Here is a 23829-nt window from a genome sequence, read left to right as displayed (position 1 = left end):
GAGGAGGCGCATGCCACCCTCGCCGCCAATTTATTGATGTATTAGCAGTCAGAACCGGGCATTCCGGCTTCCAACCAGTCCTCGGAAAGCTGTCCGGCAGGCGGCAGGATGCAATGGGCCGGATAGACCTTGACATCAACCACGGTCGGCTCATCCTTCTCATCGTCCCAGGCGGTGATGCCGTAGCCGACGGCGTGGATCGCCTGATGGCCGTTGCCCAGCGCAAAGCTGACATCGCCCGCAAGCGACTCGAAATCCAACCCAGTCATCGCAGCGATGATCTGATCTGTATCCGGTGCCGCGCCATTATCGGCGGCAGCTTTGTCCATGGCGGCCTTCAGCGCCAGAACCGACTGAGCATACTGGTATGAGGATTCCAGAGGATATACGCCGTACCGCTCTTTGTAGGCATTGATGAACCATTCGTTCAGCTCACCCTCCTGCTCGCGCACCAGAATACCGAACTCACCGCGCGTTCCGATGACAGTCCCGGACGGGAACCGTTTACCCAGGTTGTCGATTGCCGAGGCACCGGCCACCGAGATGAACCGTTTCTTGTCAAAGAAACCGCGGACAGATGCCTGCAGAACAAACGCCTCGATATCTCCGTCCCAGAAACTGGAATGAACCAGATCCGAGTCTTCCAGAAGCAGTGTGGAAATTTCGGTTCCGTACTGACCCGCAAAGATTTTAGGGAACTGAGGGTTATCTGACGCCTCGGACCCCGGTGCAAGCTTTTGCATTGCGATGTCGAAGAACTTCCAGGAATCCTGACCCCATGCGTAGTTCTGGTTGATGCCGGAATAGCTTGCGACGTCGCCCAGCTGATCACGGATGTAAAGCGCCGCCGCCACACTGTCACCCACAGCGTGGGCCTGGGTGCGGAAAGTGTACTTCCAGTCGCTGCCTTCAAACAGACGCGGCGTACCGCAGACAGACATCACGGTCAGGGTCTTCAGTTCCTCTGCCACGGGCGCAATCGACATGCAGGACCCCGAAGAAATGTAACCCAGCACGGCGTCAACGTCCTGCTTCTCGACAAGGTTCCGATATTCGGCAACCTGCTTGGCGTTCCCGCCGGATTCGTCTGCAAAGATCGCCTCGAGTTGAAGCCCGCCGAATCCCGGCGCGCTGTAGGGGGCGGGTATGGTGCCGTCGTTGATGGCGTCAATGACCAGTTCAGCGCCATTGCGCCCCGGAACACCAAAAGGACCGGCAGCCGGACCCGTCAGGAAAGATACTACTGCGACTTTAAAGGAATCGTCTGCCAGTGACGGGGACGCCAAAGCTGACGCGCCAACAAAGGCGCTGACGGTCAGCACCTTAAGCCTATTCTTGATCACATTTTCGCGCATTGTTGCTGGACCTCCCATTAGCTTGCACTATCGAACTCTTTACGTCAGATCGTTCATTAATGCAAGCTATAACAAAATTGATATTTTAATTATTATCAAAGCAAGCGGTCTTAATATGTATATAATACGCAAAGTAATACATACCTTCTTGACATCTCCATCACAAAAGTCCATTAGTGCAAGTTAACAATTAAAGTTGGGCGCGATGCGTTGGAAGGAGTGAAGAATGGAACTGAGTGACACCGTCGCCATCCCCGCTACACGAGAAATCGTCTGGCAAGCTCTTAACAACGTAGACGTATTGCGACAGTGCATCCCGGGCTGTCAGGAGCTGACTCAAGACAGCCCATCCGAAATGGCAGCCAAGGTGACACTGAAAGTTGGGCCGGTTAAGGCCAAGTTCGAGGGCGAAGTCACACTTAGCGAAATTAATGCGCCCGAAAGCTATGTGCTATCCGGCGCAGGAAAGGGCGGCGTGGCTGGTTTTGCCAAAGGCTCGGCGATTGTACGGCTCGAAGAGTCCTCGCCCAACGAAACCGTCCTGCATTATGATGCCCGGGCCGATGTCGGCGGCAAGATTGCCCAGCTTGGTTCGCGCCTGCTGGACAGCACCGCCAAAAAGTTGGCAAAAAAGTTCTTCGAAGATTTCAGCGCAGTTGTTGCAAAGTCCGCCACCTAACCTCTGCATTCAGGAAGCCCGAACGCTACAATGACCGACATTCTGGTTACGCAAAATGACGGAGTCGCAACCGTCACTATCAACCGACCCGAACTGCGAAACTCTGTCACTTTCGACATGTGGAACGGGTTCGCGGATATCTTCGATGGGTTGTCCGCCGACAAATCCGTACGTTCGGTGATCCTGACTGGCGCTGGCAGTGATTTCTCGGCCGGGGCTGATATCAGTGAGTTTGGTAACATCCGCGAAAACCTGGAAAAGGCCAAGGAATACGAGGTTGCGGTCGATAGGGGCTGTGCCGCCATCATGCATTGCGCCAAGCCGGTGATTGCGGTGAATCTTGGCTACACGCTGGGGGGCGGAGCTCATCTGGCGATGTCTGCCGATTTTCGGTACGCGCATACGGACGCGAAATTCGGTATCCCGGCGGCGAACCTGTCCATTGTGTACGGCGTGCAGGCCACTCGCAAACTGCTGGCGCTGGTGGGCCTGACCGAGGCCAAACGCATCCTCTATTCCGCGCAGCGCTTCAATGCGGAACACGCGCATAAGATCGGTTTTATCGATCACGTGTCCGAGGCTCCGATGGCCGCAGCGATCGAATTCGCTGGCGCACTGGCCGCCAAGGCACCGCTGACGCAGGGTGGCGCAAAGTACATCCTCAACAGCGTGGCTTTGCAGGAGTTTGACGCGAAAAAGGCTGATGCACTGATTGATGGGGCCGCAGCCAGCTTCGACTATTCCGAAGGCCGCAACGCCTTTGCCGAAAAGCGCCCGCCGGCGTTTCGGGGTGAATAGATGAAGCCTGCCGCATTCGAATATGTCCGGCCCGAAACTCTGGCCGATGCGGTCGCGGCGCTGGACCACGACGACGCCAAAATCATCGCGGGCGGGCAGAGCCTGTTGCCGATGATGAACTTCCGGCTGGTGCAACCCGAACGACTGGTGGATATCAATCGCATCGCCGAACTCAGCCAGATCGAAAAGACCGAGACTGGCATCCGCATTGGTGCGCTGGTGCGCCATGCCGAGGCGGCCCAAAGTGACCTGCTGGCCGAGCACCTGCCGATCATCCGCGAAGCAATGGCTCATGTCGCCCATGTCGCCATTCGCAACCGCGGCACTGTCGCGGGAAGCCTGTGCCACGCCGATCCTTCAGCAGAATGGCCGCTGCTGGTGACCTTGCTGAACGGCGAGATTGAGATTCTGGGCGGCGACGGCCCACGCACCGCGAAGCCGGATGAGTTCTTCCTGGCCCCGCTAGTCACCGATATCGAAGAAACCGAGTTGGTCACCGGCATCCACCTGCCCTTGCCCAGCGCCCCTTGCAGCATGGCCTTTGATGAGGTCGCGCAGCGGGCGGGCGACTTTGCGGTCGTCGCGGCGGGCGCGTTGGTGTGCATCAAAGACGGGCAGTTCGCCGAGGTTCGGCTGGGCTTGGGTGGCGTCTTTGACACCTCGGTCCGCGCCGCAGCCTTGGAAGAAGCGCTGACCGGCCAACCTGCCACCGCTGAGGTCATCGAAGCTGCGCTGCCGCTGGCCGTGGAAGACCTTGAACCCAATGACGACTTGCACGCCTCGGCCGCTTACCGGCTGTCGCTGGTGCCGGTTCTGGCGCGCCGGGTTCTGACCCGCGCGATGAAAGAGGCCGCGACATGATCGGCAAAACACAAATCTCTCTGACCGTGAATGGCGAGGCGTTCGACGCTTATGTCGAACCCCGAATGCTGGCCGCTGACTTCTTGCGCGACGAACTGGGCCTGACCGGCACTCATGTCGGTTGCGAACACGGCGTTTGCGGGGCCTGCACCATTACCCTGAACGGCACCAGCGCGCGATCCTGCCTGATGCTGGCTGTACAACTGGATGGCATGGACGTGCAAACGGTCGAAGGGCTGGGCACCACCCGCAGGATGCACCGCATTCAAGAAGCGTTCCGCGAACATCATGCCCTGCAATGCGGATTTTGCACGCCCGGCTTCCTGATGACCGTGCGCGATGTTCTGGACACCCTGCCCCTGCGCGACGACGAGGAAATCCGCGACGCGCTATCGGGCAATATCTGCCGCTGCACCGGCTACGACCACATCGTCAAGGCCGTCCGTACGCTGGTCAACGAACGAGACGGGATACCCAATCTATGAAGATGCACATTCTCGACGCGGGCCGTCTGGCCATGAAAAAGCGGATTTATGTACCGGAATGCACCGACAAGACCGAGATGATCGAGCTGCCGGTCATGGCGATTCTGCTGCGCCACAAGGATGCCAATATCCTGTTCGACACCGGCTATCATACGCAGGTCATCACCGATGCCGAGGGCCGCTGGGGTCCGCTGGCGCGCGCCATGCAGGTGATCGGAACGCCCGAGAATAACGTGATCGACAGCCTGAAAGCCGTTGGTCTGGAGCCGGAAGACATCGACATCGTGGTGAATTCGCATTTCCATCCGGATCACGCCGGATGCAACGAGTTCTTCACCAACGCCCGCGTTGTTGTGCATGAAAAAGAATTGGCAGCCGCGCGCAGCGAAGAAGGTGCCGCGCTGGGACTAATGCCTGAAGATTGGGATCATCCGATGACAATGGAGACCGTGACTGAAGGCCACGACCTGATGGGCGACGGCTCGATCATCACCATCGACCTACCTGGCCACACTCCCGGTCTGATGGGCCTGAAGGTGCAGCTGGAGAACACTGGCACCGTGTTGCTCGTCTCGGACGCGGTGAACCTGCGCCGCAATCTGGATAATGACGAAGTGCCCAAGAACGCCTGGGATGCGGATGTCGTGCTGGCCTCGTATGAGAAAGTCCGCAAGCTTGAGGCTGAGGGCGGAACGCTGATCTGCTGCCACGATGACGAACAGTATAACGCCCTGAAAAAAGGCGCGGATGCTTATGACTGACGCCACCGCCTATACGCGACCCAAATATGTAGGCAAGCCTGTGCAAAGGTTCGAGGACCCGCGTCTTTTGACGGGACGGGGCCGCTATACGGCTGATATCCAATTGCCCCGGATGGCACATCTGGCCTTTATCCGCTCGGATCAGGCCTATGCCCGGATCAACAGCATCGACGTGCAACAGGCCCGTGCCCTGCCCGGCGTGATCGGCATCTTCACCGCCGCTGATTTCGACCATATCCCCGAGATCAAGGCGCCGTCGAAGATGAAGAACTATCAGGCCACCGCCTGCTCGGTTCTGGCACGTGACGTGGTGCGGTATGTAGGAGAGCCTGTGGTGGCCATTGTCGCCTGCAACCGTTACGTGGCCGAAGATGCCGCCGCGCTGGTTGATATCGACTATGACCCGCTTGACGTGGCCGTCACCGCCCGCGACGCGATAGTCGAGGGCGCACCCAAACTGCATGAAGCGTTGGTATCGAACGTCCTTTTGGGGCGCGTCTTCACCACCGGAGACGCGCCTGCGCAGATAGCCAGCGCACCCCACACGGTCTCGGGCCGGTTCAACCTCACCCGCAAGACCTCCATGTCCACCGAACCGCGCGCTTATCTGGCCGATTATGATGTTGGCAGGGATGAACTGACTTTATACGACGCCACAAACATTCCCGGCATCGTCCGGGATGAGTTGGCCCGGCTGCTGAAGCTCGACGGCAACAGAATCCGTGTCGTAGCTCCGGATGTCGGCGGATCGTTTGGGGGCAAGGGCTCGCTTTATCCCGAAGAGGTTATCGTCGCGGATCTGGCCCGTCGTCTTGAGCGTCCGGTGAAATATGTGGCCGACCGTCTGGAAGAGCTGACCGCCAGTTCGCAGGCGTTCGGAGAAGAGGTCGAGGCCACGCTGGCCTTTGACGCCGACGGCCGCTTTCTGGCGCTCGACGCCGAAATCATTGGGGATATCGGGGCCTATTCGATCTATCCATGGACCGCTGCGTTGGAACCGGTTCAGGTCGCCAGTTTCCTGCCCGGTCCGTATAAAACTCCGGCCTATCGCGGGCGCGTGCGCGCGGTCTGCACCCCGAAACCCCCCACCGGCCCCTATCGCGGCGTTGGGCGGCCTATGGCTGTCTTTGCGATGGAGCGGCTGGTGGACTTGGCGGCGGCGGAACTGGGCATCTCCCCCCTTGAAATCCGCCGCCGCAACCTCGCCAGTGCCGAAGATTTCCCGCATCGCATCGGCTCGGGCATCATTTGGGATCGCTCAGGTTTTCAGGAATGTCTGGCGGCGGCGGAAGACGCAATCGATCTGCCCGCACTGGAGGCGGAAAAGCAACAGGGCGGCAAGTGGATTGGTGTGGGATACGCGTCATATGCCGAACTGACCGGCATCGGGTCGCGTATCGCCGTAGCGCCGGGAATGCCGATGAATACCGGTGTGGAAACCGCGAATGTGCGCATCGACGCCACCGGCGCAATCACCGCAAGTTTTGGCATTTCATCCCATGGCCAAAGCCTGGAAACCACGCTGGCGCAAATCGTCGGCGAGGAACTTGGCGTCAAACCCGAGGATGTTCGCATCGTACATGGCGACACCGCTGCCAGCCCACATGGCACCGGCACTTACGCCAGCCGCTCGGCCGTACTGGGCGGTGGGGCCGCCATCAAGACCACCCGTACGCTATTGAACAAAGTCAAACGTGTCGCTGCATCGCTGTTCGATGTCGACCCCGAGCAGGTGGAAACCGGCGACGGGCGCATTTTTGTGCGCGACACCAACCACTCGATCGACTTCAGGGAACTGGCCCGCGTCGTCTATGCGGATATGGCCACCCTACCGATGGAGAAACGCGAAACGCTCGAAGCGCAGGAGACGTTTGATCCGTTCCTCGGCACCACCACGTCATCGACCCATGTGGCCGTTGTCGAGATTGACCCCGAAACGCTGGCAATCAAACTGCGCACCATCGTCGTGGCCGAGGATTGCGGCAAGCTGATCAACCCGCTGGTGGTCGAGGGTCAGGTCCATGGTGGTGTGGCGCAGGGTGTTGGGGCCGCGCTGCTGGAAGAGATGAAATTCGACGAAACCGGTCAGCCGATTACGGCAACTCTGGCGGATTATCTGGTCCCCACATCTGCCGAAATACCCCCGATGGACGTGCACCATATTGAAACCGAACTGCCGAACAATCCGGGCGGATTCCGCGGCATGGGCGAAGGCGGCACCATCGGCGCCCCCGCCGCCATCGCAAATGCGGTGGCCGACGCCGTTTCTCATCTGGGCATCGGGATCAACTCGCTGCCCATCACCCCAAACAAGCTGCATGCGCTGATCGCAGCGGCATCCGAGTCACAGGAGTAAGATATGGACCTGAACCTGAACGGCAAAGTGGCACTGGTCACCGGCGGCGGGCGCGACACTGGCGGTCAGATCGCTGAAACGCTGGCGGCTGAAGGTGCCATCGTCGCAGTTAACTACCGGAAATCCAAGGACGAAGCTGACGCGGTTGTAAAGGCCATCGAAGCAGCAGGCGGTCAGGCCAAAGCGTATCAGGCGGATATCGGTCACTACAATCAGGTGACCGCCATGGTCGACCAGATCGTCGCTGACTTTGGCCACGTCGATATTCTGGTGAACAACGCCGGATACGTTGTGTACAAGAAATTCGTCGAAACCACACCGGAAGAGTGGAAGGCGCAGATCGACACCTGCCTTTATGGCGCGATCCACTGCTGCCACGCAGTTGCCCCGCACATGATCAAGCAGAATGGCGGGCGGATCATCTCTCTGGTCGGGGACAGCTCGCGCATTGGTGAAGCCAATCTGGCGTTGGCGGCAGCGGCGCGGGGCGGCACCATCGCTTTAGGCAAATCGCTGGCGCGCGAACTGGGCCGCGCCAATGTCTGCGTCAACACTGTGTCGCTGGGTCTGGTTCAAACCGCACATTCGGATGCGGAATTCCTGGAAAAACACATGGACAAGATCGTCAAGGCCTATCCAGTGCGCCGCATCGGTACACCGGACGACATCGCGCCAATGGTTGCGTTCCTGTCCTCGGATGAGGCGTCGTGGATCACCGGTCAGGTGATTTCTGTCAACGGCGGGTTCTCGATGGTCTGACGACGACCATCAAGCGCATCGTGAAAGGGAGGACACCGTGATACGCACCGATCTGATTGCACCGGTCTCAGAACTGCTGGCGCGACACGCAACCGCCGCACCGGGCAAGCTGGCTTTCGAGGATACCCATCGAAAGATCACATATGCAAAGCTTGAGACAGACACCCGCAATCTGGCGGCCCAATACCTGAATGCCGGGCTGAAGCCGGGCGGGAGCGTGGGTATATGGCTACCGAACTCGGTCGATTGGGTCGTGGCCACTCTGGCCGCGATCCGTGCAGGCGGGGTGGCTGTGCCGATCCCTGCTGCCTCCAAACCGGGTGAGGTTGCTTATCGGCTGGACGATGCAGGGATCGATGTCCTTGTGACTTGGCCCGAGGCTCTGCCGGTTCTGGAAAAGATCAAGCAAGGCGAAGGCCCCTTCCCCAAGACGCTGATCACAACGGGCAACGCCCCGGCGCACACCCTGTCTTTCGATGATCTGACCGCAACGCCCGGAGCCGACTTGCAGCCCGAGGATATCGATGCGGTTTCACTGCTGGTCTATACCTCTGGCACAACGGGTCAGCCCAAGGGCGTGCAGCTGACAACACGGTCCATGCTTTGGGTCAACGCAGCCTGCTGGGCCCCGATCTTCGGCATGGGGCCGGATGATGTTGTGCTATCACCGCTGCCCCTGTTTCATTCTTACGCGCTGAATTTCTGCGTGATGTCGATCATTGCCAATGGCGCCACCGAATACATCATGGAGGCGTTCTCGACAGATGGGGCGTTGGACCTGCTGGCGCAGGATCGGTTCACGCTGATGCCCGGCGTCCCAACGATGTTCCACTATCTGATGCTGCGCGCGAAGGAGACCGGGCAGAACCCGTTCCGCACCGTGCGACGTTGCGTGTCCGCCGGAGCGATTATGCCAGCCGCTCTGAACACCGAGTTCGAAGAGCTTTTCGGCATCGAGCTGCTGGACGGCTATGGCATCACCGAAACCTCGACGATGGTTACCCTGAATTGGCCCGGCTCGGTCCGCACAGCGGGGTCCTGCGGCCTGCCGCTGCCGGGGCTATCCGTGCGTCTGATCGATCCAGCCACCGGCACAGACGCAATGCAGGGCGAAGAGGGTGAACTGGTCTGCCGAGGCCCGAACGTCATGCAGGGCTATCTGAACAAACCTGATGCAACCGCGGATGCCCTACGCAACGGCTGGTACCACACCGGCGACCTGGCCCGGGTCGACGCCCACGGGTTCCTGACCATCACCGGGCGGCTGAAAGAGCTGATCATCCGTGGCGGCCAGAACATCGCTCCGGCCGAGGTCGAAGAGACCGTGGTGCAGATGGACGGCGTGCGTGATTGCGCGGTTGTTGGCGTTTCGCACGAAACACTGGGCGAGGTCCCGGTGGCCTTTGTCGTGCCCGAAGGCCAAGCTGCCCCGGATGTGGAAACCATCCGCGAGTTCTGCGCCCAGCATCTGTCGTCATACAAACTTCCTAACGACATGAAAACAATAGATGAAATTCCACGCACCGGATCGGGCAAGATCATGCGGTTCAAACTGCGTGATCTCTACGAAGCTGACACGTGATCCCCAAGCTGAGGACAAGGATATGACCCCCTTTACCTTCAATACCACCAAATCACTGGTTTTTGAAACCGGCGCCGCCGCGCGCCTGGCTGAGGTCGCGGGCAAAACACTGGGCAAGACCGTTTTGCTGGTCACCGATCCCGGCCTGCGCCAGTTGGGCCTGGCCGATCCTGCCATCGCCTCGCTTGAGGCCGCAGGCCACACGGTGGCGATCTTTGACAGTGTCGAGGCTGATCCTTCGCGCGAAACGCTGATGACGGCCGTTGAATTCGGGCGTGATGCCGGGGCGACGGGTGTTCTTGGGTTTGGCGGAGGGTCGTCTCTGGATGTCGCCAAACTGGTGGCATTGCTGCTAGGGTCTGGCGAGGATCTGGACGAAGCGTGGGGCGTCGCAATGGCCAAAGGCCCGCGCCTGCCGCTGGTGCTGGTCCCAACCACTGCCGGAACAGGGTCCGAGGTCACTCCGGTTTCAATCATCACCGTTGGGGCCGAGGAAAAACGTGGCGTGTCCTCGCCCGTCATCCTGCCCGACATCGCCATTCTGGATGCTGATCTAACCGTAGGCCTGCCCGCCCACATCACCGCCGCAACCGGCGTCGATGCGATGGTCCACGCGATCGAGGCCTATGCCTCGAAATCCGCCAACAACAACCCGCTGTCGCAGATGCTGGCGCGCGAGGCGCTGCGCTTGCTGGGGGCCAATATCGAAACTGCTGTCTTCAACGGTCAGGACAAGGACGCACGCGGTGCCATGTTGCTGGGCTCGATGCTGGCCGGGCAAGCCTTTGCGAACTCGCCTGTCGCCGCAGTCCATGCACTGGCCTACCCTATCGGCGGTACATTCCATATCCCGCACGGATTGTCTAACGCGCTGGTCCTGCCGCACGTGCTGCGGTTCAACGCTCCGGACGCCCATGGGCTGTATGCCGAAATCGCTGCGGACGCTTTCCCGCATCTGGCACAGGTCGAAGGCAGTCAGGCCCGCTGCGCGGCCTTCATCGACGCGCTGGCTGACTTGTCCCTGAAACTCGGGATGCAAACTCGTCTGCGCGACGTGGATATTCCTGAAGACGCGATTGGCAAAATGGCATCGGATTCGATGCTGCAGCAGCGCCTTTTGGTCAACAACCCGCGCGAAGTCTCGGAACAGGACGCGTTCAACATCTACAAGGCGGCCTGGTGATGGGGGAAAGAAAACCGATCACCACCCGCGCCGGGTATGCCGACTTTTACCCGCTGCAAACCCGCTGGATGGACAATGACATCTACGGGCACATGAACAACGTGGTGCATTATTCCCTGTTCGACACCGCCGTGAATGGCTGGCTGATGGAGCGCGGCCTGCTGGACCCGCTCAGCAGCAGTACCTACGGGCTGGTGGTAGAAACCGGCTGCAAGTACTATGTCGAGATGGGTTTCCCCGACCGTGTCACCGCCGGGCTGCGTGTGGCAAAACTGGGCAACAGCTCGGTCCGGTACGAGCTCGCCTTGTTCCGCAATGATGAAGACAAGGCGTCGGCCGAGGGGTTCTTTACCCATGTCTATGTCAACCGCGAAACTCATCGCCCCTCTCCTATCGAAGACGACCGGCGCGCCGCGTTCCAAAGCCTGATGAAACAAGAGGCCTGATATGACCCTGCACCTTTCCGACCCCTCCCTGCTGTGCTCAAAGGCTTTGATCGGTGGTCAATGGCAATCCGCTTCCGACGGGAAAACCCTGTCGGTCACCAACCCCTCAACCGGGGCCGAAGTGACAACCGTGCCCTCGGTATCTGCCGAAGAAGTGCGACATGCCATCGATGCAGCAGAAGCCGCGCAAAAAGACTGGGCAGCCCGCACCGGGAAAGACCGGGCGGCTATCCTGCGCCGGTGGTTCGAATTGCTGCGTGAAAACCGCGAGGATCTGGGCCGTATTCTGACCGCGGAACAGGGTAAACCGCTGGCCGAGGCCATTGGCGAAATTGATTATGCTGCAAGCTTCATCGAATGGTTTGGAGAAGAAGCCAAACGCGTTTACGGCGACACCATTCCCGGCCACCAACCAGACAAGCGTATCATCGTCATGAAACAGCCGGTCGGCGTGACCGCCTGCGTGACGCCTTGGAATTTTCCGGCTGCCATGATCACCCGAAAGGCGGGACCCGCACTTGCCGCCGGGTGTACGATGATCATCAAACCCGCAAGTCAGACACCGCTGTCCGCGCTGGCGCTCTGTGTTCTGGCCGAGCGTGCCGGCGTTCCAGCCGGGGTTCTGTCCTGTGTCACCGGCTCGGCCCGTGTGATTGGCGCGGAACTGACGTCGAACCCAACCGTTCGCAAACTGTCTTTCACCGGTTCAACCGAGGTCGGCAAAGAGCTGATCAAACAATGCGCCGATACAGTCAAACGCACCTCGATGGAGCTGGGCGGCAATGCTCCTTTCATCGTCTTCGACGATGCAAATCTTGACGATGCTGTGGAAGGCGCGATTGCCTCTAAGTATCGCAACGCTGGCCAGACTTGCGTATGCGCCAATCGGTTTTTTGTCCAAGCAGGCATCCATGATGCGTTTGTCGAGGCCCTGACCAAACGGGTCAAGGAACTGCGCGTAGGTGACGGCTTTGGCAATGGGGTCCAGATCGGCCCGATGATCGACCAGCCTGCTGTCGAAAAGGTCGAGGAATTACTAGCGGACGCCGAAGCAAGGGGCGGCCAGACGCACGTTGGCGGCAAACGTCATACATTGGGGCTGAGCTTCTTTGAGCCGACCATTGTGACTGGCGTGACGCCCGAATTTCAGATCTTCAACGAAGAGATTTTCGGCCCCGTCGCCGCGATCGTCAAATTCCGGGATCCGGAAGAGATGTATGAGATGGCCAATGACACACCCTTTGGCCTGGCCGCCTATTTCTTCGGCCAGAACCTCGGCCGAGTCTGGCGCACCGCCGAGGCACTGGATTTCGGCATTGTAGGCATCAACACCGGATTGATCTCAACCGAGGTCGCCCCGTTCGGGGGCATGAAGGAGAGCGGCAACGGGCGTGAAGGTTCAAAATATGGGATCGAGGACTACCTTGAGGTCAAATACCTCTGCCTGTCGGTTTGAGCTTGGACTGTCGCTGGATCTGTTGCGGAATCTTGGCTAGTTGAAGGGCTTTATCGCAAACTTTCGGCCTCTCCGTCTGAGAGGCACTGTTGCATTAAGTGAACCGGCTGCAGGAGGAGGGCTCTGCCTTTCTTCAAGTGGCTTTCGGAGAAAGGTTTGAAAGGAAAGCCATTTCGGTCCGAACATCAGTTGGATTGTTCGCGAAGTGGCCTTTTCTGATTGCCCGGACGGTTTCGATCCCCCGCAATGTGGTCTTCGCGGAAGTAAGTGAGCGAAACCCACGTTTCGGCCTGAATAGCTGTTTCAGGACGCCATTATCGGCTTCAACAAGATTGTTCAGATGTTTGCGATTGATGTGCAGAATGACGTCTTCCGGGCTACAAATACTGTCCATTTCCTTGATCACTTTGCCCTAGCTGTGAGCCCGCTTTCGGATCTCTGAGCCAGACTTTTGAACCCAGCGATAAACCGTCGAAACATTCACATCGACCTCACGCTCGGCCAGGAGGTCGATGTAGCAGAATGGGTGAAATTTACATCAAGGTGAAGGGCACGTGTGTCCACCTCTATCGCGCGGTCGATAAACATGGCAATACGCTCGACTTCATACCGTCGCAGCGCCGCAACAAACCGGCCGCCAACAAATTCTTTGCTCGTATGCTGGAGGGCAACGGTCTGCCACGAAAGATCGTTATCGACAAAAGCGGAGCGAACACTGCTGGCATCAAAGCCATCAACAAAATGCTCAAGGGGTTTGGTTGCCCAATCCCGATTGAGATGGTGAGGCGGAAATACTTCAACAATGTCGTGGAACAGGGCCACGGGTTCATCAAGAGGCGAACATGTCCGATGCTTGGCTTCAAGTCGTATAGTTCCGCCTGTTCAACGCTCGCTGGAATCGAACTCGTAAACATGATCGGAACCGTTCGGGCGAGGCGCCGATCGAGGTAGAACTGGCTATTCAGACTGATCTGGCGCTGGGATTACCGGGCAAGACTATTGCCCTGCGCCGCAAATTGGCCCTGCGGACCGTTCAGAACCGGTTGTTGTTGATTTACGAAAAATTGGATGTCGGCGATCTACCCACTAGCAGAGGGGACATTGCTATCAACAGGCCAGCCCGGGCCGTTTCCAAAGCCATGACGTCACAGATTTTGAACCGTGAGAGCATCGCTTCTGCCGAGAACGATTTGGAGAATTGGTTGCGACGTAGGCAGGCGATATCCTAACGGGTCTGGACCGTTTCAGGTCAAGTTCTGATATAGTTAAACTCGGGCCCAACGTGCACGGCCGCTAAGTTTGAATCTCGTAAATATGTATTATTACCAACGCACTGAGTCATTTTAGTGCTCAGTCTCCAGATCTGCTTACATTGGCGTTCCAGGTGAGATGAATAGAAAATAACAATTGACGAATCGCATATTTAAAATCAACCAATATAAAATAGGTTGGAAAAAAGGTGGAAATGCCGTGCAGGCTGACGACACCGCATTCGGCAAGGGTTCTCGATCAGAGATTCTGCGCCTGAAATCCTTTAGTCTCAGAATTCGGGATCATTCGAATGATGCCGTGGACAACCTGAGTCTCTCGGTTTCTTCGGGTGAAACGCTGTGCATCGTGGGTGAATCCGGATGCGGAAAATCCGTGACGGCAATGGCGCTGATGGGACTGTTGCCCCGCGATGTCATCGACATTCCTTCTGGCAAATTGGAGTTCGAGGGCCACGCCTACGATCTGCGCAGCGAACAGCTTGACGCGACGACGCGCGGTGACCGCATGGCGATGATCTTTCAGGAACCGATGACCTCGCTCAACCCGGCGTTCCGGATCGGGGATCAGATCGCCGAGGCCGTTCTGCATCACCGCAACTGTACACGGGTCGAGGCTGCGGAAAGCGCTCTGACCATGTTGCGTCGCGTCGGTATCCCAGCCCCCGAACAACGTCTGAACGAATATCCGCACCAATTGTCCGGAGGCATGCGGCAACGGGTGATGATCGCGATGGCGCTTATCAACAATCCGTCACTACTGATCGCGGATGAACCAACAACGGCGCTGGACGTCACCATTCAGGCGCAAATTCTGGACCTGATCCGAGAGCTTCAGGCCGAAACCGGCATGGGGGCTATGTTCATTACCCATGATCTTGGCGTTGTCGCAGAAGTTGCGACAAATGTGGCGGTCATGTATGGGGGGCAGATCGTCGAAAGCGGCCCGGTGGATGCGGTGTTCGACGATCCACAACATCCCTACACCATCGGTCTCATGAGTTCAGTTCCGCGCATGACTGGCGCACGTGAACAGCTGATCACCGTGCCCGGAACTGTGCCCTCGTTGACCGATATGCCAAAAGGCTGCCGGTTTCGCACACGCTGCCCATTTGCCACCAAAGACTGCGCCGAGCGTCCGAACCTGTCTGAGATGGGGCAAGGCCACGCAGTCGCCTGCCACTACGCTCCGCTGGAACAGTTGAGGGGGGTGAAATGCGCGATGTAATCCTTGAGGCGCGAAACCTCACACGCCATTTTACATTGGGGACCGGGTTGTTCGAGCGCAAATCGAAAGTGCGCGCGGTTGATGGGGTGTCGCTGTCTGTGCACAAGGGTGAAACCTTTGCCATCGTTGGGGAATCCGGTTGCGGGAAATCGACGCTTGCGCGACTGCTGATGCGGTTGGATCGCCCGACATCCGGTCAGGTTCTCTTCGATGGTCACGAGATTCAGGATCTTGCCCGCCGGGACATGGCTCCGCTGCGCCAACAGATGCAGTTCGTGTTCCAGGATCCATTCTCGTCGCTGAATCCACGTATGACCGTGGGCAAACTGGTGGGCGAGCCGCTGGAGGTGCATTCCCCGGACCTGGATAAAGCCGCCCGCCGCCTGAAAGTTTCGGCGCTTTTGGCGCAGGTCGGGTTGCTGCCGGATCACGCCAATCGATATCCGCATGAGTTCTCGGGCGGCCAACGGCAGAGGATCGGGATCGCCCGCGCTCTGGCCTCGCGGCCATGGCTGTTGATTGGGGATGAACCTGTCTCAGCGCTTGATGTGTCCGTACAGGCACAGGTGGTCAATCTGCTGAATGACCTGAAAAAGGACTTGGACCTGACATTGGTGATCATCGCCCATGATCTGGCGGTGATCCGGCACATGAGCGACCGCATCACCGTGATGTATTTGGGTCAGGTGGTTGAAACCGGTCCAGCCGATCAGGTCTTCGAGGAACCGCGCCATCCCTATACGCATGCCTTGTTGTCCGCCATCCCGGAACCCGAACCCGGCCGCGAACGGGATCACATGGCGCTGAAAGGAGAGACACCCAGCCCGTCTTCTCCGCCCGACGGTTGCCGCTTTCATACACGTTGCCCGTTTGCTCAGGGCGATTGCCGAACCCAAGCACCCGATTTGGATAAGGCAGGTCCGGAACATCACGTCGCCTGCCACTACTGGAAAACCATACCAGAGGCCGGAAAACCGGCCCCGCCCCGACGTCGAAGCGCCGGAGCAGAAGAGCGATTCGCGCTGTATCGCGCGGCCGTCCAATCTCCACAGGCTTCTGCCGAAAACAGAGAGGAAACATCATGAATGTCTTCAAGACCGGCTTGTTGGCCGGATTACTCGGCGCCACTGCGTTAAGTGCCCAGGCCGCCGATCTGCGTATCGCCCTGCAATCGGATGCAGACGTGCTGGATCCCGATCAGTCACGCACTTTCGTGGGTCGTATTGTTTACGCGTCCATGTGCGACAAGCTGGTCGACATCACCCCTGATCTTGAGCTGATCCCGCAACTGGCCACCGGTTGGGAATGGAGCGAGGACGGCAAATCCTTGACCATGACCCTGCGCGAAGGTGTCGTGTTCCATGACGGCACACCGTTCGACGCTCAGGCGGTGGCGGACAATATTGACCGGTCGCAAAACCTGGAGGAATCGCGCCGTAAGTCGGAACTGAAGTCGGTCACCGGAGTGGATGTGGTCGACGACCATACCGTCCGCTTTAATATGGCTGCACCCGATGCCACTCTGCTGGCGCAGTTTGCAGACCGTTCGGGGATGATGGTTTCTCCGACCGCAGCCCAAGCGGCAGGTGCCGATTTTGGTCTGAACCCCGTCTGCTCCGGCCCCTTCAAGTTCAAAGAGCGCGTCGCGCAAGACCGGATCGCGTTGGAGCGGTTCCCGGATTACTGGAACGCTGATGAGATCCATTTCGACAGCGTCACATTCCTGCCGATCCCGGATACGACCGTGCGTCTGGCGAACCTTCAATCGGGTGATATCGATATGCTGGAACGCCTGGCTGCAACCGATCTGGGACAGGCCGAGGCTGACGCGGGTGTTAATGTTGAACGCGCGGTTTCCCTTGGATATCAGGGTATTACAATCAATGTGAACAACGGCGAAAAGGGTGATAACCCGTGGGGCAATGACGAGCGTCTGCGTCAAGCGCTCAGCTACGCTTTGGATCGGGATGCAATCAATCAGGTCGTGTTCGAAGGAGCCTTTGCGCCGGGTAACCAGCCTTTCCCGCCGACCTCGCCCTGGTATGATGCCGATCACCCGGTCCCTGCGCGTGATGTGGAAAAGGCCAAGGCCCTGCTGGCCGAAGCCGGTTTCCCCGACGGGATTGATCTTGAAGTTCAAGTGCCCAACACCACCGTCCCGCTGCAACTGATGCAGGTGGTGCAGGCTATGGCAGCCGAGGCTGGGATCAATATCGAGATCACGTCCAAGGAATTTGCTACCCTGCTCGCTGATCAGAGCGCTGGTGATTATCAGGCCAGTCAGATCGGATGGTCGGGCCGTGTCGATCCGGATGGCAACATCCACCAGTTCATGACCACAGGCGGCGGCATCAATGACAGCCACTATTCCGACCCGAAGGTGGACGAGATGCTGAACAACGCCCGTGCTTCGACTGATTTCGATGCCCGCAAGGCGGAGTATGACGCAGCGCGGGACATTCTGGCCGAGGATATGCCCATCGTGTACCTCTATCACCAGACATGGATCTGGGCGCTGGATGATGGCCTCAAAGGCTTCACCCCTTATCCTGACGGTATGATCCGTCTGGAAGGTGTGACGCTGGAGAAATAAGCCGCCCACGGCCCGCCCGGTCCTGTAGCCGGGCGGGTTTCCCTGACCGAAAGCCTTGAGCCCATGCTGTCCTTCATCCTGCGCCGTATCCTGATTGCGATCCCGACGATCCTGTTGATCTCGGTCTTTGTTTTCAGCCTGCAAAAGTTGCTGCCCGGCGATCCTGTCCTTGCGATGGCCGGAGAGGAGCGCGATCCCGAAGTGCTGGAGTTTCTACGTGAAAAATACCGGCTAAATGATCCGATCCCCGTGCAGTATCTGACTTGGGTCAGCAACGCGCTGCGGGGGGATTTGGGGATATCTCTGCGTACCAATCAGCCGGTTACAGAATTGATCGCCGAGAAGCTGCCGGTGACAATCCAGCTGGCTATTATGGCGATCCTGTTTGCGTTGGTGATTGGAATACCAGCGGGCATTCTGTCGGCTGTAAAGAAGGGGACGATCACAGACTATATAGCCAACATCGTGGCGCTGTCCGGGCTTTCTATTCCGAACTTCTGGTTGGGGATCATGCTGATCCTGCTGGTCTCCGTAAGGCTCGATCTGTTGCCCGCCTCTGGTTATGTTCCCTTGTCAGAAGACCCCGTGAAATCCATTACCACCATGTTGATGCCTGCCTTTGTACTGGGCACTGCGCTGGCAGCAACGCTGATGCGACACACGCGTTCGGCGATGCTGGGCGTTTTGAAATCCGATTATGTCCGCACTGCGCGCGCCAAGGGTCTGCATGAACGCCGCGTCGTTCTGAAACACGCCTTTCGCAATGCGCTGACGCCGATTGTAACGCTGACCGCATTGCTGTTTGGCGAGTTGATCGCCGGGGCTGTCCTGACCGAGCAAATTTTTACCATCCCCGGCTTCGGCAAGCTGGTGGTCGATGCCGTGTTCAACCGGGACTATGCCGTTGTTCAAGGCATCGTACTGGTGACGGCTGTCGGCTTCATCGTGATGAACCTGCTGGCCGATGTCGCCTATGTGCTGCTGAACCCCCGCCTGAGGACCGCCTGACATGGCCATAGCTGATCCCATCCTGTCACGTCGTCCCGAAAACCGGGTCTGGAAGAAATTCCGCACTCACAAAAGCGCCATGCTGGGCGGCGTTTTGGTCACCTTCTTCGTCCTGATCGCAATACTGGCCCCGATCCTGCCCGTACCTGATCCGGCGGCCACGGATTGGGGTGCGGTGCGCAAAGCGCCAACAGCCGCGCATCCGTTTGGCACAGATGAGATCGGGCGAGACGTGCTGGCGCGGATGATCTGGGGGGCGCAAGCCTCGCTGCTGGCAGGTGTGGTGTCTGTCGGTATTGCCGTGCTGCTGGGTGTTCCTCTGGGTATTATCGCCGGTTATTTTGGCGGTTGGGTCGACGCCATAATTTCGCGCTGTACCGAAGCACTTCTGGCCGCGCCTTTCCTGATCCTTGCGATCGCGCTGGCGGCGTTTCTGGGACCGTCGCTGACCAATGCAATGATCGCCATCGGATTGTCTGCGACCCCAATCTTCATCCGTCTGACTCGGGGGCAGGTACTGTCGGTCCGGGCCGAAGACTATGTGACTTCGGCCCGCGCTATCGGGCTGCCCACTTCGAAAATCCTCAGCCGGTACATCTTTCCCAACGTTTTGCCGCCGGTGCTGGTGCAGGCGACGCTGACCATCGCCACAGCGATCATTGCCGAGGCGTCGCTATCTTTCCTCGGCCTTGGTCAGCAACCACCTGCACCCAGCTGGGGCTCGATGCTGAACACGGCCAAGAACTTCCTCAATCAGGCCCCGTGGATGGCCATGTGGCCGGGCATCGCGATCTTCCTCGTGGTGCTGGGGTTCAACCTTCTGGGCGACGGGCTGCGCGATGCGCTGGACCCGCGCGAACACTGAGTTTCGGAGACAACGAATGACTGAATTCACCACCCGCCCTGAGATACGAGGCACTTTTGGGGTCGTTACTTCAACTCATTGGATTGCTTCGGCTGTGGGGTTTGGCATCCTTGAAAAAGGCGGCAACGCCTTTGATGCGGCGGTCGCTACAGCCATGACCCTACAAGTGGTCGAGCCACATCTGAACGGCCCTGCAGGCGATATGCCTGCCATTTTCCACTCAGCCAAAACCGGCAAAACCGAGGTCTTGTGTGCTCAGGGCCCTGCGCCCGCTGCCGCCACAATCGAACACTACACAGGTCTGGGCCTGAACCTGATCCCGGGCTCTGGCTTGCTGGCCACAGTGATCCCCGGTGCGTTTGACGGCTGGATGCTGATGCTGCGTGATCACGGGTCTATGTCGCTGCGCGACGTGATGGAGCCTGCCATCGCCTACGCCCGCGACGGTCATCCCGTGTTGCCGCGCGTGGCCCATACCATTGCCGGCCTGTCAGATTTTTTTGAAGACGAATGGCCCACATCTGCAGAGACGTGGATGCCGGACGGTAAAGCGCCCGAACCACACAGCAACTTTACCAACCCAGCGCTGGCGGCGACCTATGAACGCCTCGTCACGGATGCCGAGGCTGCGCATGAGGATCGTGTGGATCAGATCGATGCGGCCCGCCGGGCGTGGAGCAAAGGCTTCGTTGCAGATCGGATCTTTGAGTATCTGGCAGATGCATCTGTCATGGATGTCTCGGGCCAGCGTAATCGCGGGATTATGGCGCGTGAGGATATGGCCGGTTGGCAGGCGACTTACGAGGACACGCTGAGCTACGATTATTTTGGTTGGACTATCCACAAGACACATGCGTGGAGTCAGGGGCCAGTTCTGTTGCAAGCCTTGGCCATCCTAAAGGGCATCGACCTTAGTTCTATGGACCCGAACGGGGCAGAGTTCGTACATACGGTGATTGAGGCGATGAAGCTCGCCTATGCCGACCGCGAAGCTTATTACGGTGACCCTGCCCATAGTGAAATTCCGATGGGTTATTTGCTGAGCGAGGACTACGCGGCTGAGCGTCGCGCGCTGATCAGCCCGGATGCCTCACACGAGCAACGACCGGGCCGGGTGCCGGGGTATGAACATCTGGCCGACGCTTATGTCGCCCGCGCTACCCGTGATTTCGCCGTCAGGACCGGAGCAAGCGCCGGTGAGCCGACCATGTCGCACCTGACCGAAAAACGAGGGGATACCGTACATCTGGACGTGATAGATCGCTGGGGCAACATGGTCGCGGCGACGCCATCGGGGGGCTGGCTACAAAGTTCACCGGTTGTCCCGGGCTTGGGCTTTCCCCTTAACAGCCGCGCACAGATGTTCTGGCTTGAACCCGGCCTGCCCAACTCGCTGGCACCCGGACGCAGGCCGCGCACCACACTGACACCCAGCCTTGCAGAAAAAGACGGGGTTCAACTGGTCTTTGGCACACCCGGAGGCGATCAGCAGGATCAGTGGCAATTGATCTGGTTCCTGCGCTTCGTGCATTTCGGACTGGGTCTGCAGGAATGTATGGACGCGCCTCTGTTTCACTCGATGCATTTTCAGGGGTCCTTCTACCCCCGCGCAGCCGCACCCGGGGAGATGATGATTGAGGAAACCTTTGGTGAGGTGGTGATAGAAGATTTGCGCGCGCGTGGTCACAAAATCACTGTGGCAGAACCATGGACGGTTGGTCGCCTGACGGCCGCCCTTCGGGAGAAAGACGGAACCCTGCGCGCAGCTGCTACGCCGCGGCTTATGCAGGCCTATGCAGTAGGACGGTGACATGACATATTCCCTGATTGCAAAAGACACAGAGACCGGTGCCGTTGGCTTGATCGTGGCCAGTCGTTTCTTCGCCTGTGGTGCGCGCGTTCCTTGCGTCGGCGCGCGCAGCGCGATTGCGTCACAGGCGTTCTCGAACCCGGTTTGGGGCACCGAGGGGTTAAGACGATTGGAGGCCGACGAGGCTGCTCAAACGGTGTTGGACGATCTTGTGGCCCGGGACACAGGCCGGGATGCGCGGCAGGCGCATCTGATGGATACACTTGGCAATTTCGCAGCTTATACCGGGTCCGATTGCGTCGATTGGGCGGGGCATCGGATCGGCGACACGCATTCCGTCGCGGGCAATATGCTGACCGGCCCGGACGTGGTCGATGCGACCTTTGAAACCTACGCTTCGGAATCCACGCTGCCGTTTCCCGAACGCCTGATGGCTGCCATGGAAGCAGGCGAACGCGCAGGCGGTGACAAACGCGGCAAACAGGCCGCCGGTCTGGTCATTCACCAGGGTCAGTCCCATGCCTGGCTGGACATGCGCAGCGATGATCATGCCGACCCGCTGGCTGAACTACGACGGCTTTATGATGTGGCCGGTGAGCGGTATCTTCATTTTGCCGAAGCCATGCCCAGCGAGCAAAATTTCTCGGGCAATCCCGACCGAGGTGCGCTTGAGAAGGCAATCGCGCGCGCAGATGCGCAACGTCACGCCGAAGGGCGGGTGAGCCGCTCGTTGGCCAGTGATCCTGCGTGATGTATGGGCGGCGTTGACGTTTCGACCCTGACGACGCTGATTGGTATCGCCGCTGCCGCCGGCGTGTTCGGTGGTATCCTGGCCGGTTTGCTGGGGGTGGGTGGCGGGATCATCATTGTCCCGGCGCTCTATTTCGCTCTGTCGCTGACTGGAAGCGATCCGGCCCTGACTATGCAGGTTGCTGTTGGGACATCACTGGCCACCATCGTGTTCACTGCGCTGTCCTCAAGCTGGGGACATTACAAGCGAGGCGCATTGGACATGGTGCTGCTGAAGCGCTGGGCTCCGGCCATTCTGATCGGCGTGATAATCGGTGGTCTGCTGGGCGGCTTGGTCAGCGGTTATTTTCTGGTTGCTGTGTTCGCTACGGTCGCCGCGTTGGTATCGCTGGACATGATCTTTCGCAAACCCGGCGATGACGGCCATCAGCGCAGCTTTTCACCGCGTGTCTGGGCCGCCACCGGTACCTTTGCAGGTGCGATCTCGGCAATGATGGGCATCGGTGGAGGCACGGTTTGCGTGCCCGTTCTGAACTTTCTCGGCTACGATATCCGGCGTGCCGTCGGGACATCGGCGGCCATTGGGTTCGTAATCGGCCTGCCCGGCGCGCTGATCTACGCAGGAACCGGGTTGGGACAGGTTGGGCTGCCGCCTTTTTCCATCGGCTATGTCAATCTGATTGCAGCTGCGTTGATCATTCCACTTACAACTAGTTTTGCGCATGTCGGGGTCCGCATTGCACACACTATTTCGCAACGTGCATTGCGTCTTGCTTTTGGCTTATTCCTGATGCTTACGTCCTTGCGCATGTATTACGACTTGACCGGAGCGTTCTGACCTTGGGAAATTGTCCAACTGATACCGAACTGACCGCAGCCCTGCGGGCAGGAATCGAAACCGGTGATTTCCTGAAAAACGGCAAGTTATTGCCCGAACGCGCGTTAGCTGAGGCACTGGCCGTTACGCGTGCACGTATGCGCCGCATTCTGGATCAATTGGAAGAAGACGGCACCGTGTTTCGCAGGCACGGACAGGGAACCTTCGTTTCCCCACCACCCGCCGTCGGTGCTAGCCCCTTCCGCGCCGTTGCAGCCAAGGTGATGCCGCGCGACGTCATGGAGGTGCGTCTGGAAATTGAACCTGCCTTGGCGGCTTTGGCCGCGCAGCGCGCGACGACCAAAGAGTTGCGGACGCTTGAGCAACTCATGCGGGCTACTTTGGACGCGGCCGACACCCAGGCCTACGGGGTCGCGGATGACGTTTTTCACTACAAAATCGCTGAGCTGGCCCATAATCCGCTGTTCCTTACGGTGTATGACTCGATCCGCGCCGTGCGCAAACAATCGGAATGGACGCGTCAGCGCGAAACACAGTATTCGCCGTCAACCCTTGTCCGACTGGGCGAACAGCACGAACAGCTGTTCAGTAGTATCGCGTCGCGCGACAGTCAGGCCGCTGCAGAAATCATGCAATCGCATCTGCTTTCAGTTTCCAACGCTATGCTGCGTGACAGAACATATGGGCAAAATCAAAACCTTTCGGATCTGCACGAAGGGTAGTGAACTTGGAGTCAAAAAAGTTGGGC

Annotated in this window: 22 protein-coding genes and 1 pseudogene; 21 read left to right on the top strand and 2 right to left on the bottom strand. The window is 58.8% G+C overall.

What is annotated here, in order from left to right; genetic code table 11:
- Positions 1-41 precede the first annotated feature (41 nt).
- Positions 42-1355, bottom strand: a complete 1314-nt coding sequence (locus ACP0GE_RS01505; RefSeq protein ID WP_424830231.1) for an ABC transporter substrate-binding protein — start codon at positions 1353-1355, stop codon at positions 42-44.
- A gap of 226 nt (positions 1356-1581) precedes the next feature.
- On the opposite strand from ACP0GE_RS01505, the gene ACP0GE_RS01500 reads away from it, so the two are divergent.
- The 11 genes from ACP0GE_RS01500 to ACP0GE_RS01450 are packed head-to-tail and all read left to right on the top strand — an operon-like array spanning position 1582 to position 12721.
- Positions 1582-2034, top strand: coding sequence for a CoxG family protein (locus ACP0GE_RS01500; RefSeq protein ID WP_424830230.1), 453 nt, complete (start codon positions 1582-1584; stop codon positions 2032-2034).
- Positions 2035-2064: 30 nt separating this feature from the next.
- Positions 2065-2832 (top strand): enoyl-CoA hydratase-related protein, encoded by a 768-nt coding sequence (locus ACP0GE_RS01495; protein ID WP_424830229.1) that lies wholly within the window; start codon positions 2065-2067, stop codon positions 2830-2832.
- Complete coding sequence (locus tag ACP0GE_RS01490) at positions 2833-3693, top strand: FAD binding domain-containing protein (protein ID WP_424830228.1); 861 nt, start codon at positions 2833-2835, stop codon at positions 3691-3693.
- Positions 3690-4178: a (2Fe-2S)-binding protein gene (locus ACP0GE_RS01485; RefSeq protein WP_424830227.1), complete on the top strand. Its 489-nt coding sequence runs from the start codon at positions 3690-3692 to the stop codon at positions 4176-4178. The genes ACP0GE_RS01490 and ACP0GE_RS01485 overlap by 4 nt, the downstream gene beginning before the upstream one ends.
- The gene (locus ACP0GE_RS01480) at positions 4175-4939 is read left to right on the top strand and encodes an N-acyl homoserine lactonase family protein (RefSeq protein WP_424830226.1); all 765 of its coding nucleotides are present in this window, start codon (positions 4175-4177) and stop codon (positions 4937-4939) included. Before ACP0GE_RS01485 ends, ACP0GE_RS01480 begins: the two co-directional genes overlap by 4 nt.
- Positions 4932-7295, top strand: a complete 2364-nt coding sequence (locus ACP0GE_RS01475) for a xanthine dehydrogenase family protein molybdopterin-binding subunit (protein WP_424830225.1) — start codon at positions 4932-4934, stop codon at positions 7293-7295. Before ACP0GE_RS01480 ends, ACP0GE_RS01475 begins: the two co-directional genes overlap by 8 nt.
- Before the next feature lie 3 nt (positions 7296-7298).
- Positions 7299-8054 carry an SDR family NAD(P)-dependent oxidoreductase gene (locus tag ACP0GE_RS01470; RefSeq protein ID WP_424830224.1) on the top strand — a complete coding sequence of 252 codons (756 nt, stop codon included), beginning with the start codon at positions 7299-7301 and terminating at the stop codon, positions 8052-8054.
- 37 nt (positions 8055-8091) lie between these two features.
- The gene (locus tag ACP0GE_RS01465; protein WP_424830223.1) at positions 8092-9636 is read left to right on the top strand and encodes a class I adenylate-forming enzyme family protein; all 1545 of its coding nucleotides are present in this window, start codon (positions 8092-8094) and stop codon (positions 9634-9636) included.
- A 22-nt stretch (positions 9637-9658) separates the two neighbouring features.
- Positions 9659-10819 carry an iron-containing alcohol dehydrogenase gene (locus ACP0GE_RS01460; protein WP_424830222.1) on the top strand — a complete coding sequence of 387 codons (1161 nt, stop codon included), beginning with the start codon at positions 9659-9661 and terminating at the stop codon, positions 10817-10819.
- The gene (locus tag ACP0GE_RS01455) at positions 10819-11265 is read left to right on the top strand and encodes an acyl-CoA thioesterase (protein WP_424830221.1); all 447 of its coding nucleotides are present in this window, start codon (positions 10819-10821) and stop codon (positions 11263-11265) included. The genes ACP0GE_RS01460 and ACP0GE_RS01455 overlap by 1 nt, the downstream gene beginning before the upstream one ends.
- A 1-nt stretch (position 11266) precedes the next feature.
- Positions 11267-12721, top strand: a complete 1455-nt coding sequence (locus ACP0GE_RS01450) for an NAD-dependent succinate-semialdehyde dehydrogenase (RefSeq protein ID WP_424830220.1) — start codon at positions 11267-11269, stop codon at positions 12719-12721.
- A gap of 133 nt (positions 12722-12854) precedes the next feature.
- On the opposite strand, the gene ACP0GE_RS01445 is transcribed toward ACP0GE_RS01450, so the two are convergent.
- Positions 12855-13127: a DDE-type integrase/transposase/recombinase gene (locus tag ACP0GE_RS01445; RefSeq protein WP_424830219.1), complete on the bottom strand. Its 273-nt coding sequence runs from the start codon at positions 13125-13127 to the stop codon at positions 12855-12857.
- Between the two features lie 104 nt (positions 13128-13231).
- Here ACP0GE_RS01445 and ACP0GE_RS01440 point away from each other — a divergent pair.
- The 10 genes and pseudogenes from ACP0GE_RS01440 to ACP0GE_RS01395 all read left to right on the top strand — a co-directional run.
- Positions 13232-13672: pseudogene (locus ACP0GE_RS01440) on the top strand (DDE-type integrase/transposase/recombinase); the annotation flags it as partial.
- Positions 13673-14191: 519 nt separating this feature from the next.
- Positions 14192-15217, top strand: a complete 1026-nt coding sequence (locus tag ACP0GE_RS01435) for an ABC transporter ATP-binding protein (protein ID WP_424830218.1) — start codon at positions 14192-14194, stop codon at positions 15215-15217.
- Positions 15205-16302: an ABC transporter ATP-binding protein gene (locus ACP0GE_RS01430; protein ID WP_424830217.1), complete on the top strand. Its 1098-nt coding sequence runs from the start codon at positions 15205-15207 to the stop codon at positions 16300-16302. The genes ACP0GE_RS01435 and ACP0GE_RS01430 overlap by 13 nt, the downstream gene beginning before the upstream one ends.
- Positions 16299-17810 (top strand): ABC transporter substrate-binding protein, encoded by a 1512-nt coding sequence (locus ACP0GE_RS01425; RefSeq protein ID WP_424830216.1) that lies wholly within the window; start codon positions 16299-16301, stop codon positions 17808-17810. The genes ACP0GE_RS01430 and ACP0GE_RS01425 overlap by 4 nt, the downstream gene beginning before the upstream one ends.
- Before the next feature lie 63 nt (positions 17811-17873).
- On the top strand, positions 17874-18818 hold the full coding sequence (locus ACP0GE_RS01420) for an ABC transporter permease (RefSeq protein WP_424830215.1): 945 nt from the start codon (positions 17874-17876) through the stop codon (positions 18816-18818).
- 1 nt (position 18819) lies between these two features.
- Complete coding sequence (locus ACP0GE_RS01415) at positions 18820-19683, top strand: ABC transporter permease (protein WP_424830214.1); 864 nt, start codon at positions 18820-18822, stop codon at positions 19681-19683.
- 16 nt (positions 19684-19699) lie between these two features.
- Positions 19700-21493 (top strand): gamma-glutamyltransferase family protein, encoded by a 1794-nt coding sequence (locus ACP0GE_RS01410; RefSeq protein ID WP_424830213.1) that lies wholly within the window; start codon positions 19700-19702, stop codon positions 21491-21493.
- A gap of 1 nt (position 21494) precedes the next feature.
- Positions 21495-22244 carry a DUF1028 domain-containing protein gene (locus tag ACP0GE_RS01405; RefSeq protein ID WP_424830212.1) on the top strand — a complete coding sequence of 250 codons (750 nt, stop codon included), beginning with the start codon at positions 21495-21497 and terminating at the stop codon, positions 22242-22244.
- 3 nt (positions 22245-22247) lie between these two features.
- Entirely contained in the window at positions 22248-23081 is an 834-nt protein-coding gene (locus ACP0GE_RS01400; protein ID WP_424830211.1) for a sulfite exporter TauE/SafE family protein, read from the top strand.
- Between the two features lie 2 nt (positions 23082-23083).
- Complete coding sequence (locus ACP0GE_RS01395; protein WP_424830210.1) at positions 23084-23803, top strand: FadR/GntR family transcriptional regulator; 720 nt, start codon at positions 23084-23086, stop codon at positions 23801-23803.
- The last annotated feature ends 26 nt before the right edge of the window (positions 23804-23829 follow it).

Source organism: Ruegeria sp. (assembly GCF_965243365.1).
Classification (GTDB): domain Bacteria; phylum Pseudomonadota; class Alphaproteobacteria; order Rhodobacterales; family Rhodobacteraceae; genus Ruegeria.
The sequence above is the reverse complement of the archived record's forward strand: the minus strand, read 5'-3'. Positions and strand labels throughout refer to the sequence as shown.

Coding starts and splice junctions, on each gene's coding strand:
- ACP0GE_RS01415 (WP_424830214.1), top strand. CDS start 18,820: ATGGCCATAGCTGATCCCATCCTGTCACGTCGTCCCGAAAACCGGGTC.
- ACP0GE_RS01450 (WP_424830220.1), top strand. CDS start 11,267: ATGACCCTGCACCTTTCCGACCCCTCCCTGCTGTGCTCAAAGGCTTTG.
- ACP0GE_RS01405 (WP_424830212.1), top strand. CDS start 21,495: ATGACATATTCCCTGATTGCAAAAGACACAGAGACCGGTGCCGTTGGC.
- ACP0GE_RS01505 (WP_424830231.1), bottom strand. CDS start 1,355: ATGCGCGAAAATGTGATCAAGAATAGGCTTAAGGTGCTGACCGTCAGC.
- ACP0GE_RS01480 (WP_424830226.1), top strand. CDS start 4,175: ATGAAGATGCACATTCTCGACGCGGGCCGTCTGGCCATGAAAAAGCGG.
- ACP0GE_RS01410 (WP_424830213.1), top strand. CDS start 19,700: ATGACTGAATTCACCACCCGCCCTGAGATACGAGGCACTTTTGGGGTC.
- ACP0GE_RS01475 (WP_424830225.1), top strand. CDS start 4,932: ATGACTGACGCCACCGCCTATACGCGACCCAAATATGTAGGCAAGCCT.
- ACP0GE_RS01460 (WP_424830222.1), top strand. CDS start 9,659: ATGACCCCCTTTACCTTCAATACCACCAAATCACTGGTTTTTGAAACC.
- ACP0GE_RS01495 (WP_424830229.1), top strand. CDS start 2,065: ATGACCGACATTCTGGTTACGCAAAATGACGGAGTCGCAACCGTCACT.
- ACP0GE_RS01485 (WP_424830227.1), top strand. CDS start 3,690: ATGATCGGCAAAACACAAATCTCTCTGACCGTGAATGGCGAGGCGTTC.
- ACP0GE_RS01425 (WP_424830216.1), top strand. CDS start 16,299: ATGAATGTCTTCAAGACCGGCTTGTTGGCCGGATTACTCGGCGCCACT.
- ACP0GE_RS01455 (WP_424830221.1), top strand. CDS start 10,819: ATGGGGGAAAGAAAACCGATCACCACCCGCGCCGGGTATGCCGACTTT.
- ACP0GE_RS01490 (WP_424830228.1), top strand. CDS start 2,833: ATGAAGCCTGCCGCATTCGAATATGTCCGGCCCGAAACTCTGGCCGAT.
- ACP0GE_RS01420 (WP_424830215.1), top strand. CDS start 17,874: ATGCTGTCCTTCATCCTGCGCCGTATCCTGATTGCGATCCCGACGATC.
- ACP0GE_RS01500 (WP_424830230.1), top strand. CDS start 1,582: ATGGAACTGAGTGACACCGTCGCCATCCCCGCTACACGAGAAATCGTC.
- ACP0GE_RS01430 (WP_424830217.1), top strand. CDS start 15,205: ATGCGCGATGTAATCCTTGAGGCGCGAAACCTCACACGCCATTTTACA.
- ACP0GE_RS01400 (WP_424830211.1), top strand. CDS start 22,248: ATGGGCGGCGTTGACGTTTCGACCCTGACGACGCTGATTGGTATCGCC.
- ACP0GE_RS01470 (WP_424830224.1), top strand. CDS start 7,299: ATGGACCTGAACCTGAACGGCAAAGTGGCACTGGTCACCGGCGGCGGG.